This is a genomic window from Flavobacterium cerinum (genome assembly GCF_024496085.1).
Lineage (GTDB): Bacteria > Bacteroidota > Bacteroidia > Flavobacteriales > Flavobacteriaceae > Flavobacterium > Flavobacterium cerinum_A.
Genome location: NZ_CP101751.1, coordinates 2931198 through 2943765 on the forward strand (window position 1 = coordinate 2931198; position 12568 = coordinate 2943765).

Annotated in this window: 16 protein-coding genes; 3 read left to right on the plus strand and 13 right to left on the minus strand. The window is 34.3% G+C overall.

What is annotated here, in order from left to right:
* Nucleotides 1–9: 9 nt before the first annotated feature.
* The 13 genes from NOX80_RS13130 to NOX80_RS13190 form a co-directional block, all read right to left on the minus strand.
* Nucleotides 10–405, minus strand: coding sequence for a hypothetical protein (locus tag NOX80_RS13130; protein WP_256550250.1), 396 nt, complete (start codon nt 403–405; stop codon nt 10–12).
* Between the two features lie 25 nt (nt 406–430).
* The gene (locus NOX80_RS13135; RefSeq protein ID WP_256550251.1) at nt 431–964 is read right to left on the minus strand and encodes a hypothetical protein; all 534 of its coding nucleotides are present in this window, start codon (nt 962–964) and stop codon (nt 431–433) included.
* Nucleotides 965–1005: 41 nt separating this feature from the next.
* Nucleotides 1006–1446: a hypothetical protein gene (locus NOX80_RS13140; RefSeq protein WP_256550252.1), complete on the minus strand. Its 441-nt coding sequence runs from the start codon at nt 1444–1446 to the stop codon at nt 1006–1008.
* 36 nt (nt 1447–1482) lie between these two features.
* On the minus strand, nt 1483–1905 hold the full coding sequence (locus NOX80_RS13145; RefSeq protein WP_256550253.1) for a DUF1801 domain-containing protein: 423 nt from the start codon (nt 1903–1905) through the stop codon (nt 1483–1485).
* Nucleotides 1906–1977: 72 nt separating this feature from the next.
* Entirely contained in the window at nt 1978–2301 is a 324-nt protein-coding gene (locus NOX80_RS13150; RefSeq protein WP_256550255.1) for a hypothetical protein, read from the minus strand.
* A 110-nt stretch (nt 2302–2411) separates the two neighbouring features.
* Complete coding sequence (locus NOX80_RS13155) at nt 2412–2792, minus strand: hypothetical protein (RefSeq protein WP_256550256.1); 381 nt, start codon at nt 2790–2792, stop codon at nt 2412–2414.
* Between the two features lie 313 nt (nt 2793–3105).
* Nucleotides 3106–3744, minus strand: coding sequence for a hypothetical protein (locus NOX80_RS13160; protein WP_256550257.1), 639 nt, complete (start codon nt 3742–3744; stop codon nt 3106–3108).
* A 31-nt stretch (nt 3745–3775) separates the two neighbouring features.
* A complete protein-coding gene (locus NOX80_RS13165) occupies nt 3776–4186 on the minus strand; it encodes a hypothetical protein (protein WP_256550258.1) in 411 nt (136 codons plus the stop codon).
* A gap of 118 nt (nt 4187–4304) precedes the next feature.
* Nucleotides 4305–6026, minus strand: coding sequence for a S41 family peptidase (locus NOX80_RS13170; RefSeq protein WP_256550259.1), 1722 nt, complete (start codon nt 6024–6026; stop codon nt 4305–4307).
* A 41-nt stretch (nt 6027–6067) separates the two neighbouring features.
* Nucleotides 6068–6874, minus strand: a complete 807-nt coding sequence (locus NOX80_RS13175) for a hypothetical protein (RefSeq protein ID WP_256550260.1) — start codon at nt 6872–6874, stop codon at nt 6068–6070.
* A 120-nt stretch (nt 6875–6994) separates the two neighbouring features.
* Nucleotides 6995–7696 (minus strand): hypothetical protein, encoded by a 702-nt coding sequence (locus NOX80_RS13180; protein ID WP_256550261.1) that lies wholly within the window; start codon nt 7694–7696, stop codon nt 6995–6997.
* Nucleotides 7697–8018: 322 nt separating this feature from the next.
* Nucleotides 8019–8507: a hypothetical protein gene (locus NOX80_RS13185; RefSeq protein WP_256550262.1), complete on the minus strand. Its 489-nt coding sequence runs from the start codon at nt 8505–8507 to the stop codon at nt 8019–8021.
* Nucleotides 8508–8866: 359 nt separating this feature from the next.
* Complete coding sequence (locus tag NOX80_RS13190; protein WP_256550263.1) at nt 8867–9556, minus strand: IclR family transcriptional regulator; 690 nt, start codon at nt 9554–9556, stop codon at nt 8867–8869.
* Nucleotides 9557–9657: 101 nt separating this feature from the next.
* On the opposite strand from NOX80_RS13190, the gene NOX80_RS13195 reads away from it, so the two are divergent.
* The 3 genes from NOX80_RS13195 to NOX80_RS13205 all read left to right on the plus strand — a co-directional run bounded on the left by NOX80_RS13195 (nt 9658) and on the right by NOX80_RS13205 (nt 12565).
* Complete coding sequence (locus NOX80_RS13195; protein WP_256550264.1) at nt 9658–10833, plus strand: MFS transporter; 1176 nt, start codon at nt 9658–9660, stop codon at nt 10831–10833.
* Between the two features lie 4 nt (nt 10834–10837).
* A complete protein-coding gene (locus NOX80_RS13200) occupies nt 10838–11560 on the plus strand; it encodes a 3-ketoacyl-ACP reductase (protein ID WP_256550265.1) in 723 nt (240 codons plus the stop codon).
* 138 nt (nt 11561–11698) lie between these two features.
* Nucleotides 11699–12565 (plus strand): GRP family sugar transporter, encoded by an 867-nt coding sequence (locus NOX80_RS13205; protein ID WP_256550267.1) that lies wholly within the window; start codon nt 11699–11701, stop codon nt 12563–12565.
* Nucleotides 12566–12568: the final 3 nt, after the last annotated feature.

Below are 12568 nucleotides of genomic sequence, written 5' to 3' on the forward strand. Positions count from 1 at the left end.
ATAGCGTTATTATTTTATGATCAAATCAAAACATCCCGGTGAAGTTTCAGTTGAAAAAAGTTTTAGCAGCTGATCTTTTCTGCATTTTAGAATTAAAGTATCGCCCGAATAAATTTCGATTTCTTTAATATCATAAAAATCGGGGCGACTATGTAATCTTCCTTCAAACTCATAGGATTCTGCGGGATTAATTTTAACTTCATAATCCTTAGGTTCTTCATCACTTACTAAAAATCCTTTCTTTATATATTCTCTACGTTGTTTTGCAATTGCTATTTTATCCATCTTTACTTTAACAACAATTGGATTTGCAGCATCATTTATAATCGATGACATATAAAAATTCTCACAAGACAGAAAAAGAAATAGAAAAAAAGCTAAAATTATATTTCGGATCAAATTCATAGATTGTCTTTTATTTTTACCCGATTTAAACCAAATTGTTATTTTTAATAGCTGTCAACCATTTATCAACAAAAGGTTTAGTTTGACTCCTATAAAATACTATCCATGAATCAGTTAATTCTTTTGTGTTTTTCGTCAGATTATTAAAATCAAAACCCATTTCAAATCCGTTTTTTATTAAATCAATCGGTTTAGCCTTTTTTAAATTGATTAATGTTGTCAAGGTGTTTTCTAAGGATTGTTTCTGATTAAGATCGGTTTGAATCTGAATAAAATGCTTCATTATTTCGATTCGTTCATCAACCGATAATCTCGGAATAAACAAATGGGTATCGCTATTTTCCTCACTTGCGATAATCGCTTCTTTCACTTCCTGTTCTTCTTCCGTATCAAGTCCACTGTTATAATCTTCATCAGTGTCTGAGATAAGTGCATAATCCAGAATAAAAACTTCAACAAGACGGTTTGTTGCCTTTTTCCAATAGAAACTACTTTCTAATGTGAGCTTATAGGAAAAGGCAGTGATTAAATCATTATAAGTATCCTCGCTTATTATCATATTTTCGAAATACTACTATTTTAGTTTTTTGAATACTGGTATTACATTTCTTCTTTAAACGTCATTTTCCAGGTTCCTTTGGATGCTCTTGTCGGCACCGGAATGATACCAATCCAGACAAAACTGAATTTAAAACGCCAGGTTCCGGTTACCGATCTTTTATCGGCTGAAAATTGCCCGGAATAATAAATCGGGCTGTGTTTTTTATTAAAGGTTTTTCTTGTTCCTTCTTTGTCGACTATCAAAGTCTTCACCGGCATTTGTTTTACAAACTCAATTTTATCGCCCTTAATTTGTCCGGTAACAGTTCCGACACCTTCCGTTCCTCCGGTTGTTAAATCATCTTGAACTTTTCCGGTAAATCCGGTTGCATCAACTGTTATAATTTCGATTTCAAAGTTTGTATATTCGAATCCTCTGATTTTATTGGTTTCCGGGTTTAAAAAAGTATACGATCCGGTGTAAATTCCTTTCTGTAACATTATTATCTTTTAGATCACAAATACTTGTTGTACATACTATTTTTGTTCTAATCTATCCCGTATGGCAGCTTCCAGTATATCGATATGAATATCTTTTAGCGTTTTAAACTTAATGCAATAACCGCTTACACTTGCTTTTCCGAGGTTTTTACCATAAGTTTCGGCTAAATACTTTTTATCTTCAATTCCCATTATATAAACTGAAATTCCGGTTGTATTCGCACTGATTCCAACCCGATAAAATTCCTTAGTCGTTCCGTCAGCATATTGTATGCCATACGATCCATATCCGATATTAGGATTAGAAACCACCTTACCGTCACTGTTTTTTCCGTCTAAAAACCACAGTTGACAGTTTGGTTTTATGTTCAGAATAAGATCGTGTAACGTTTGCAGTTCGCTACGCTTTACTTCCGACTGACTGCCGATATAGTCATTGATTTGTTCAGTTATGCTCATATTAAGATGTTCAACGGTTGGCTATTACGATATAAAATCAGATTTAAAGTTTAATTTTAAGTGACCGAAAGGCTATTTTCTATTGATCAATAAAATATTATGTTCCTTTACTTTAAGAAAAATAGTATCCTGTTCAATACTTTGTACTTTCAGGTTGACACCATTCCAGTTTAAAGTACTGTCTTTTTCCGAATAGTACCACTTTCCTTTTTTAACCGGTGTTTCCTTGTTTTGTACGCGATAATATAATTCATGGCTTCCGTTTTTATGGAATATGGTGTAAGCCAACAATGGCAAGCCCGGTTCATAGTCATCCAAATATAAACACCATTTTTTTGTTTCCGAAGTAAGCATATCTTCTAATTGACTTTCTTTTTTACAGGATAGCGAAATCATTATCAATAATAAAACACTCGTTTTTTTGATTCGGTTTTTATTTATAACAGGTTTTATATTATACGATTTCATTTTACAAATAATGTGTTGATCAACAGATACCGTCTGGTTTATTTTACTCCGTTTTGGTAACGTGCAAATGCCATATAATAATCGGACGCTCCGAAATGATAAATGGCGACAGAATAAACCACTATCATAACGATAACAGGAACTTTAGCTAAAAGATCCGCTTCGAGTATAAACAATCCTCCTATAGCCCGAAAAATAGCAATCCCAAACAGGAATAGTGCCACTACTCTTGCCCACTTCTTTCCTTTATAAAGCACTACTAAAAGTGCAACGGTTAATACAAATCGAATTCCCTGCTCTAAAATTCGGTCGGTTCCCAATTTTGAAATATAGGAATATATAGTATTAACAGACACCAGTAAAATACTGATAGACACTTGAATTGTTTGTTTTTGTCCTTTTTTTTGAATCGGATTCATATGAATTGAATTTAGGAAATTTCTATTCTGATAGAATAGTCTGGACTATTCGTTATTTTGGACCAAATATAGCTTTTTCCTTATAAAAAGAAGTTTTTAGTTTAATCAAACCGTTCCTTTTTAACCCGGTTTCCCCAACCGTTTCTTTCTGAGAATTCAGTAAAGGTAAACTTATTTAAATCCGGAATTAGCGCTACCGATATCGATTACATAACCAATCAATAGACACTTTTTTAAAAAGTCGTTCCGTTTTATTTTCAAACAACATATTTGGTAAATGTAAAAGAGAAAAAATAAACCAATTTAAAGCCTATTATAAGCAGTCCCTCCCCTGACAATACAGTCCGAGGCTTTTGGTTTTTATAAAGCCATCAGTAATAATGGTCAATTCAACAAGTTCTCCTTTCGGTCTGAAATAGTAATCCTGGTAATGAACCAAATGCAATGTAAATACGTTATTCTTAAAGTAGTATACTTTTCCGGTGGATTTGATACCTATCGAATAGTCATATGATTTTGCAAATAACAATGCCTCTTCCAGATTGTCTATTTTACCGATAAAATCCCTAAGCTGCTCCATCGAATCGAGATATTTTATTTTCCCCCCCTCAATTACAACAAGATAATTACTTCGAAAACCGGGATGGCCTCCTTCGAATAAACCTTTAGTCTCCAACGGATTTATTTTGGTATTTACAGATTTCCGAAGTAATGTATCACCACCCTGAGCGATAATTGTATAGGTCTCCTTTCCGCTTCCGTATTCTTGATGATAAGTTGCATAATGCCAATACTGATATTGCTTATCAGGTGTTATTTTTTTTGCGAGACTATCAAAACCGGATTGCAGGTTTTCAGGAATTGTAAGAAACGTTGGTTCTTTTATTTGTTTACTGTCCTGATTTTTACAGGAAATAAGAATAAGAAATAAGACAATTACAATAGGTTTCATCTGTCGGTTTTTTTATAAGGTTTACATCAGCTTATTCCAATCGGGTATCAATAAATTCATATGCATCATTATTTAGTTCAATACCCATTTGTTTTACTTTAAACTTGATGCGATTGTTGTCCAGAATCTCATAACTATAAACGTCTGTTTTACCGCTAACCTCATGATATTCATAGAACAATCCGTCTTTGATATGCCATTTTCCCTTTTCAACCAGATGTCCTACTTCACAATCTTCAACGGTAGTAAACATTAATATAAAGGTTCCGTCATTGTATCGGGTTTGAACCCAATGTTTGGTTACCCCTTCCATCTGGTTGTCTTTTTCAGAACCAACCCAGCTTCCGATAAACTTTTTGTCATCCTTATGACTGCCTTTTGCTACTGTAAACGATACTGTTACTACTGCAAGTAAGATAACTCCAACCAGTGCTTTTTTCATACTATTTTTTACGATTGATTTGCTAAAGTTACTAACGTCTCTATGTCAGAAAAATTGTACTACACGTATACAGTCACAGTAATATCACAGAATTGATTACAAAACACAATTTTATATGTTACTTTTTTTGTTCATCAATTAATTGGAAAGCCTTTTCTAATAACAAATCCGCTTTATTACGGATACTTTTTAAGGTCGGTCGAACTACAATATCAGGCTTGATACCAATTCGTTGCGTTTCTGTACCATCCGGATAATAGATTCCTAAACCGGAAAAATAAAGTGCATTTCCGTCCGTTAGTTTTATCGAAACCATGTTTCCGTCGGCACCGGCAGTTTGACTTCCGACAAAGATTACATTTGGTACTTTTTTAAAGATCATAGCCCATAATTCGGCTGCGCTTTGGGTATATTCATTAATCAAGACAATAACCCGGCCTTTATAAGCATCCGGATTTTCCTTACCGATCAATTTGTATTCCTTTGTAATGATATAATCAACAAAGCAAAATTTTCCGGGTTGATCAAATTCAGGTTGTGTTTTGATACCGAAGAATTGCGGTTTTGATAAGAGATGATCAAAAACTTTAAGTAACGCTCCGTTATCATTATAACTTCGTAAATCGAATACTATACCTTTTGTATTTTGAAAAGAACACATCAGACTGTCGATTTCCCCTGCGCGTAAAGATGAAAATTCGACATACGCTTTATCTTCTAACCGAAAAACCGGATTTAACCGATTTTGATCCGCGTTCCAGACCAGATAATCATATGATTTTCCTTTATAGGTCAATTTATAATTCGGAATACCGTCTTTATCCCATTCTTCAGCAAATGTACGCGGCATTCTTTCTACATTCGTTTTAAATGTCTTTCCGTCTTCTGTAGTGCCTTCTATCGTAAAAGCCGGCTCATTTCCGCTAAACAAATAGTTATAGGCTTCCCGAAGTTGTACCGATTGGTTCGAAGCGGGATAGTATTTAGATTTTTCGGCTATAATCTGATGTATCTTTTTACCGTTAATTTTCGTAATAAAATCACCTACTTTGATATTGGCTTTTTGCATTATCTTTTCGTCTTTTATCCCTGTGATTAGCGCACCATTGTCTACTATCTGAATCGTAAACGGAGCTGTTAATTTCCCGAAAACAGCATATTGATGCGTATCTTTTAGACCGGTATGTGTATCCTGAATTTCAGCAGCCAACAAGGTAATAGCCAATTTATAATCTTGCTCGTTTTGGATATTTTTAAAAATCGGGATGTATTTTTTCAGCACTTTGTCCCAATGCGTATCCAGTAAATATTTATACGGATAAAAATAAGTAACGGCATTCCAGATCCGGAACAACTCCAATAGTTTTACATTGGCCGAAAATCCTTCATATATTTTCTCTTTTTGACTATCTAGCCGGATGCTTTTTAAAGTCGGATTACTATAATAGGTTCCAATATTTTGATTTTGGTTGATCAACTTAAGTAATCTTGTTTTGCTTATCGTATTAAGTCGGGACTTTTCAATCCATTTGCTATCAAAATTCCGAAACGTAATACTATCGCAAGTTGCTTTTGAAGGCGTAAGTATCTCAAATGAAGTTTTATCGGCCATTTCCAACCATTCGGTTATAATCTCGTTATCCGTCCGCTTAAATGGACTTTCTAATGTATTGATCAATGTTTTATCCCAATCCACTTTTCCTTGTGAAACCGCCGGATGATAGTACTTCATCACGCCCCAGACTTTCGCCAGTATAACTAATTGATCATCTGAAATTTTAGTGGATTGTGCCCAAAGATGCGACGTGATAAAAAGAGAAAGGATCGTGATGTATTTCATTGCTGTCGATTTAGTAGTCCGCACCGCTATAAGTCAATTAATTATCGGGTTACTTTTTTGTTTAAGATATAGCGTTCGTGTTCTCCGTCATTAAAACGATTATTCAAGCCGGGACTTTCTAAACTATAATTAGTGCCGTCAAACATAATACGTCCAAAATCCGTATATTTTGCTATCGATGGTTTTTCAAAACCGTCAATATATCTTCTATATATCAGATACAATTCATTATTCTTAACCTCGCCTAACAATTCATATTTTTCATATGCCTTAGAACCGTTTATTTTATATAATATAGAATCTTGGGCAACTTCAAAAGTAATAGTACATCCGTGTTCCGGATTATCTGCGTCTTTATTAATGTTTAATTCATATAATCCCAACCATTTTGAGGAAAGCTCTTTTTTACGGGGTTTGGTATAATTCCATTCCTTTAAAAGTTTATTTTTTGAAAACAACTGAATAGTCAGCTTTGCTTTTGACTTCAACTGTTCTTTAAATCGTAAATCCTTTATATCCTTAACGATAACGGTATCCATTATTTGATAATGTTCGACCTCTTCATTTTCCAGGAATTTTTCTATTGCTACGATATGAAAATCATGATCATTACTTTTATAAATAGAATACGATAAGCTGTCTATAGCATCAAAATCATTCATTTCTGCAACCGTAAAATCAATTAATTCTTCTCCGGCAAAAAATGTATTTCCTATGCTGATTTCTTTAGACTTAAAAAAATGATTAGTTGAGGTTGCTTTGGGTCTAATTTTCTCACTGACTTCTGCTTTTTCATTTTTACCACATGAAATACAGATAAGAATTACAGTTAATAGAATATATCGCATGTGCTATTATTACAATTTAAATTTCAACATTTTATACTAAACCTAGTTTTAAAAGCAAGATTGATTTTCGTAGTAAAAATAGCGTTTTTTCTTTCAGAAAATCATTATAATAAATTCACTTTAATAGTATTCTAGTATGTAAAGTGCATTTGATATTTTCTGAGCTAATTCCTTATCGCTATTCTCGTAGTAGAAAAAACCGGTTTCAATTATTTCTTTTTTACTTGTTAGCCAAAGCCGTATTTTTTCGACCTCCTTTTTATCAAAATCTTTATAATCCTTACTGTCATTGATCAAATCCAAATAGCAACGATCAATCATATCAACTACATTTTGAAAGCTATTGTCATTAAAAGAAATTTCCCATTTGTTAAGCAATTCATCTACAGCACCAAGTAATTTGTATATTTCAATAAAAGCTTCCTGATCAAAATAGCTTTTATTTTTGATCAAATCTTCCCACCATGCGAGCAAGAACTGTTTAACTACAGTCTGTTCCTCGATTGTCCAGGTTGTCCATTTTCCGTAATTCAATTTTCCTAAAACAACAAAGGTATCCACAATAAAATCGGTGGTTGACAGCAACTCCAGAATACGCGGTAAATAGTATTTAAAATCATTCACATCTCCCCAGGTTGTCATCGCCTTAAAGGCATACCTCGAAAGATCTTCTTCACTTAATTCTCTAAGTTGACTGTTATGGATTTTCGCTTTATCGGTATCCGAAACACAACAAGGACAACCTACGATTGTCGATGGAAACGGATAACTTGAAAAGGTGGTATAAAGTTGTTCTATGGATTTTTTAAGTTCGTTTGTCATTGTTTGGGTATATTGCTATTTGATTTTTGAAATAAAAATCAAAACTAAGTAATCCATCCTTTTTAAAGTTGATCATAAATTTTATGAGTATAGATACTCAATTTTATCTCGTTTAATATTTCACACATGTTTTTTTGCTTCGAAGACGGTTTTAGAATTAATGTTACTATTATTAATGGGTATCTTATGATGAATAAAAAATACGTTTTACTCTTTTTGGGATTATGATCGTTTTCCTGATATCAGGAAAACGATATCCGATTTTTTTCAGATAAGTTAATTATTCCTACATAAAGATTTAATTTTCAGCATCTATAAAATCTTATTCCGCTTGTTTTATTAAATATTGTATTGCATCTTTTTGTGAACTACTATCATTTAATATATCCATTATTTTTAAAACGTTTTGTTTTATCTCTGATGTTTCGGCTCCATAGCCAGCCGTAATATAACGACTCATAAAATAATCGATATAATAAAACTGTTTCTTTTTTATATCAAAAAATGCAAAATTACCTTCCACATTGCTGCCTATAACATATTTATCAGTTCTCTTTGTTACCACATAATTATTCATTCCTTTCAAAATTGGATTATCGCGAGTAGTGAACTTTAAATTTTCTTTATCAAAAATAACAGTCAACGTATAATCTCTTGGGATTTCAGTAATACCAAACTTTTGACTACAACTTATTTCTGTATTACATTTTGCTGTTAACTTTGTTTCTAATGAATTAACTTTTACATTAGATTTTTGACTAAAACAAAACGAGGTAAAGACAAGTAAAAAACTTAATAATGCATTTTTCATATTTATTTATTATTTGATTGTTTAAGACCGGAAACTTTTTTTCATTTCACTCTTACATAGTTATAACTCTAAAATGCTAAATTTCTATTTTCACAATAACGAATATATTCTGGTTTTGATAAAATTGTATCGATTACATTTTGCCAATATGTCTCTGTACATTTTTTGGGATTTTTAGGTTTATCTAATTTAATCTTAGGTGCGAATTTTGCCCAAGATATAATACATGGTGATAAAATTTTATCATTTTTATTTCTCATATTCTAAATTCTTCAAATAATTCCATAATAAATAATAAGACTCACTAAAATAACACTTTTACCTAACAAAAGAATGCTAATAGTCTCATTCCCTAAATTTTACTTCAAACTATTCATAATTTCTATCGCTTTTATCATTTCGGGTAATCGGTAGCGAAAAGCCGGTCCCGAGACACATAACACTGCTACTACCCGATTTCCCTGATAATACGGAATTGCAGCGCAGTTTAGATCCGGTTCGTATTCTTCTAAATCTAAGGCATACCCGTTTTTTAAAATTTCACTTAATTCCAATTGCAGCTTTTTTTGTACCGGTTCATCCAGGTTTTTTAACAGCGTGTTTTGCAGATGTTCCGAATGCGCCATAAATACTTTCCCGATCGCAGTTCGTGTCATTTCGTAATCCTTGTTTAACTCTAACGAGATTTTTACCGAACGCTCCGGCTCGGATATCAGTTCATGACGGAAATAAGTCCCCATTTGTACGGATAAATAGGATGTTTCATTCGTCAGTTCCGTTATTTTTTCCAATGTCGGGCGCAATGTGTTTTTTAAAACCGATACAGATACCGGCGGCGGATACAAACATTGCATCTTTGTGGTCACCCGGTAACGCGGACTCAATTCGTCTTGTTCCACATAGCCCAGCTCTTTTAGCGTGTGAAGTAAATTGTGTACCGTTGTATTTTGTAACTCCAATGCATTCGCAATATCATTAAGCCGTACCAGGTTTCCGTTCTGTGTGATGTATTCCAGTATGTCGAATGCTTTTTTTACCGATTGTATCATAAAATTCAATAATGATGAATAAAAAGGCTTTTTAAATTTAATTTCACTTATAAGTTTCAAAATTAGCAGATTTTTGTATCCCAAACAACTGTTTTAATTATATGCAAAAAGGACTTATTGCGCTGGCTATCGGAGCGTTTACTATCGGAATGACGGAATTTGTAATGATGGGAATTCTCCCTGATCTCGCCGCTTCGTTAAAAATTACCATTCCGGAAGCCGGGCATTTTATATCGGCGTATGCGCTGGGTGTCGTAGTCGGCGCCCCGTTTTTAACCGTTTTTCTTCAAAATAAACCGCCAAAAACGGCTTTGATCATTCTGGCTGCCTGGATTATGGTTTTTAATAGCTTATCGGCTGTAGCCAATGATTATTGGTCTTTATTGATCATGCGATTTTTATCGGGATTGCCACACGGTACTTTCTTTGGGATCGGGGCTGTAGTAGCCGGAAAACTGGCCAAAGAAGGCAAAACAGCGCAAGCAATTGCCGTAATGTTTTCAGGATTGACAATCGCTAATGTAATTGGTGTTCCTTTAGGGACTTATATCGGACATTATATTAATTGGCGTATTACGTTTTGTATCGTCGGTGTAATCGGATTAGCAACAATCGTGAGTATTATTTATTGGCTTCCGAAATTTCAGGCGAATGAAAATTCCAGCTTTAAAAAGGATTTGGCTATTTTTAAACGTGTCGATTTATGGTTGGTATTATTAATTGCGATCATCGGTACAGGAGGATTTTTTAGCTGGTATAGTTATATTGCACCTTTATTTACTGAAGTGTCCAAATTTGATGCCGGTATGGTAACCTATTTAATGGTCGTGGCCGGATTGGGAATGACCTTCGGAAATTTCCTCGGCGGAAAATTATCGGATACCTACTCCCCGCTTTTTGCAACAATCGGTTTGTTAATCGGAATGTGTTTGGTATTGATGTTGCTGACATTTGTAGCAGATAATCAAATCACGGTAACAATCATGACTTTTGTAATCGGTGCAGTGGCTTTTGCGATTGTTGCTCCGGTTCAGATTATGATGATGCAATCGGCTAAAGGAGCTGAAATTCTGGGATCATCGATTAGTCCGGCAGCAATGAACGCCGGAAACGCATTAGGTGCTTATCTGGCGGGAATTCCGCTTACGATGGGTTACGATTATACATCACCCGACTGGGTTGGTTTTGGATTAGCTTTTATTGGAATTCTGATCGCAATGGTATTATTTTTTCATCGAAAACAAAAAGAAAACACTTTAATCACGTGTAAAGTATAAAAATATGGAACAATTAAAAGGAAAAACCGCTCTGATTACCGGTGCGGGAAAAGGATTAGGTAAAGCGGTTGCATTGGCTTTTGCAGCTGAAGGTATTAATTTGGCTTTACTGGCCAGAACCGAATCGGATCTGGTAGCATTGATGGCAGAAATCAATAAAGATTATCCGGATGTTACTGTAGCTTACGAAACGGCTGATGTATCGGATTTTAATTCGGTTTCAACGTCGATTGCCAATCTGAAAAATAAAATCGGTGCAATTGATATCTTAATCAACAATGCCGGTATCGGAAAATTCGGCAAATTCATGGATTATGAAGTGAGCGAATGGGAAAACATCATTAAAGTTAATCTTTTAGGCGCTTATTATGTGATTCGTGCGGTTTTACCGGAAATGTTAGAACGTCAGACCGGCGATATCGTAAATGTAGCATCAAGTGCGGGCTTACGAGCATCGGCTTTAACCAGTGCTTATAGTGCTTCTAAATTCGGTTTAAACGGATTATCAGAAGCTTTGATGCAGGAAGTTCGTAAATCGAATATCCGTGTCTTTACAATGAACCCAAGTACAATTGCTACTGATTTATCGGTAAACCTAAACCTAACTGACGGTAATCCGGAAAGTGTATTACAACCGGAAGATTTTGCCGAATTATTAGTATCCCATTTAAAACTTAACCGTAGAGCTTTTGTTAAGGATGTAGGACTTTGGTCGACCAATCCATAGTATAATCTACTCTAATATAACCTACGCTAATTCTAAAAATCCTGTACTTCTTTTACAGGATTTTTTTATCCGGATGAATGATTTCCCAAATAAGATTATAGTGTACCTTTACCGTTATTTTTAATTTTAAATTGTAAAATGCTTTTCTTACTCTTCAGTATACTTTGCAGTGTTTCCGTCGGAATCCTCTTTAAAATAGCCAAACGTTATCCCGTTTCTTTTCAGCAAATCATCAATTATAATTATGTAATCGCCATACTCCTTTGTTATAGTGCCTATCAGCCGGATATAAAAGTAGTCAATTCAAATGCACCCTGGATCGTTTATGGCGCACTGTCAGTATTATTGCCTACGGTTTTTCTGGTATTGGCCGCTTCCGTTCAGCATATCGGTATTGTTAAAACGGATATAGCACAGCGTTTTTCATTGATCATTTCTATCATGGCGGCTTTTTTGGTTTTTCATGAAACGATAAGTCCGATAAAATGGTTAGGACTGGCGATCGGTTTAATCGCAATTTTTCTGATTCTGTACCGAAAAGAAAGCAATCCGAATGATCAAAATAATTGGAAGTATCCGGTTGTTGTATTGTTAGGCTTCGGAATTATTGATATTTGCTTTAAATTAATAGCGACACATAACGAAATTCCGTATACTACTTCCCTGTTTCTGGTTTTCTGCGGTGCGCTTGTAATTGCGACTGTTATTACTGTTTTCCGGTTAATTTCCAAAAAAGAAAAACTAAACGGTGTCAGTCTTTTGTTCGGCGTTATATTGGGATTATTAAATTTCGGAAATATTCTCTTTTACCTGAAAGCCCACAAAGCGCTGAGCGATAATCCTTCAACGGTTTTTGCATCGATGAATTTTGGTGTTATTATTTTAGGCACCCTGATTGGCATTCTTGTTTTCAAAGAAAAAGTATCCCGTTTGAACTATTTGGGAATATTTTTGGCTGTTTTGGCCATAATTGTCATCACTATCTCTCAGTTATACACCTTTTAAGTC

Excerpts from the sequence above, each read along its gene's own strand:
- NOX80_RS13175 (WP_256550260.1), bottom strand. The coding sequence starts at position 6,874 with ATGCGATATATTCTATTAACTGTAATTCTTATCTGTATTTCATGTGGT.
- NOX80_RS13200 (WP_256550265.1), top strand. The coding sequence starts at position 10,838 with ATGGAACAATTAAAAGGAAAAACCGCTCTGATTACCGGTGCGGGAAAA.
- NOX80_RS13165 (WP_256550258.1), bottom strand. The coding sequence starts at position 4,186 with ATGAAAAAAGCACTGGTTGGAGTTATCTTACTTGCAGTAGTAACAGTA.
- NOX80_RS13170 (WP_256550259.1), bottom strand. The coding sequence starts at position 6,026 with ATGAAATACATCACGATCCTTTCTCTTTTTATCACGTCGCATCTTTGG.
- NOX80_RS13130 (WP_256550250.1), bottom strand. The coding sequence starts at position 405 with ATGAATTTGATCCGAAATATAATTTTAGCTTTTTTTCTATTTCTTTTT.
- NOX80_RS13150 (WP_256550255.1), bottom strand. The coding sequence starts at position 2,301 with ATGATTTCGCTATCCTGTAAAAAAGAAAGTCAATTAGAAGATATGCTT.
- NOX80_RS13205 (WP_256550267.1), top strand. The coding sequence starts at position 11,699 with ATGCTTTTCTTACTCTTCAGTATACTTTGCAGTGTTTCCGTCGGAATC.
- NOX80_RS13155 (WP_256550256.1), bottom strand. The coding sequence starts at position 2,792 with ATGAATCCGATTCAAAAAAAAGGACAAAAACAAACAATTCAAGTGTCT.
- NOX80_RS13160 (WP_256550257.1), bottom strand. The coding sequence starts at position 3,744 with ATGAAACCTATTGTAATTGTCTTATTTCTTATTCTTATTTCCTGTAAA.
- NOX80_RS13140 (WP_256550252.1), bottom strand. The coding sequence starts at position 1,446 with ATGTTACAGAAAGGAATTTACACCGGATCGTATACTTTTTTAAACCCG.
- NOX80_RS13185 (WP_256550262.1), bottom strand. The coding sequence starts at position 8,507 with ATGAAAAATGCATTATTAAGTTTTTTACTTGTCTTTACCTCGTTTTGT.
- NOX80_RS13145 (WP_256550253.1), bottom strand. The coding sequence starts at position 1,905 with ATGAGCATAACTGAACAAATCAATGACTATATCGGCAGTCAGTCGGAA.
- NOX80_RS13195 (WP_256550264.1), top strand. The coding sequence starts at position 9,658 with ATGCAAAAAGGACTTATTGCGCTGGCTATCGGAGCGTTTACTATCGGA.
- NOX80_RS13190 (WP_256550263.1), bottom strand. The coding sequence starts at position 9,556 with ATGATACAATCGGTAAAAAAAGCATTCGACATACTGGAATACATCACA.
- NOX80_RS13135 (WP_256550251.1), bottom strand. The coding sequence starts at position 964 with ATGATAATAAGCGAGGATACTTATAATGATTTAATCACTGCCTTTTCC.
- NOX80_RS13180 (WP_256550261.1), bottom strand. The coding sequence starts at position 7,696 with ATGACAAACGAACTTAAAAAATCCATAGAACAACTTTATACCACCTTT.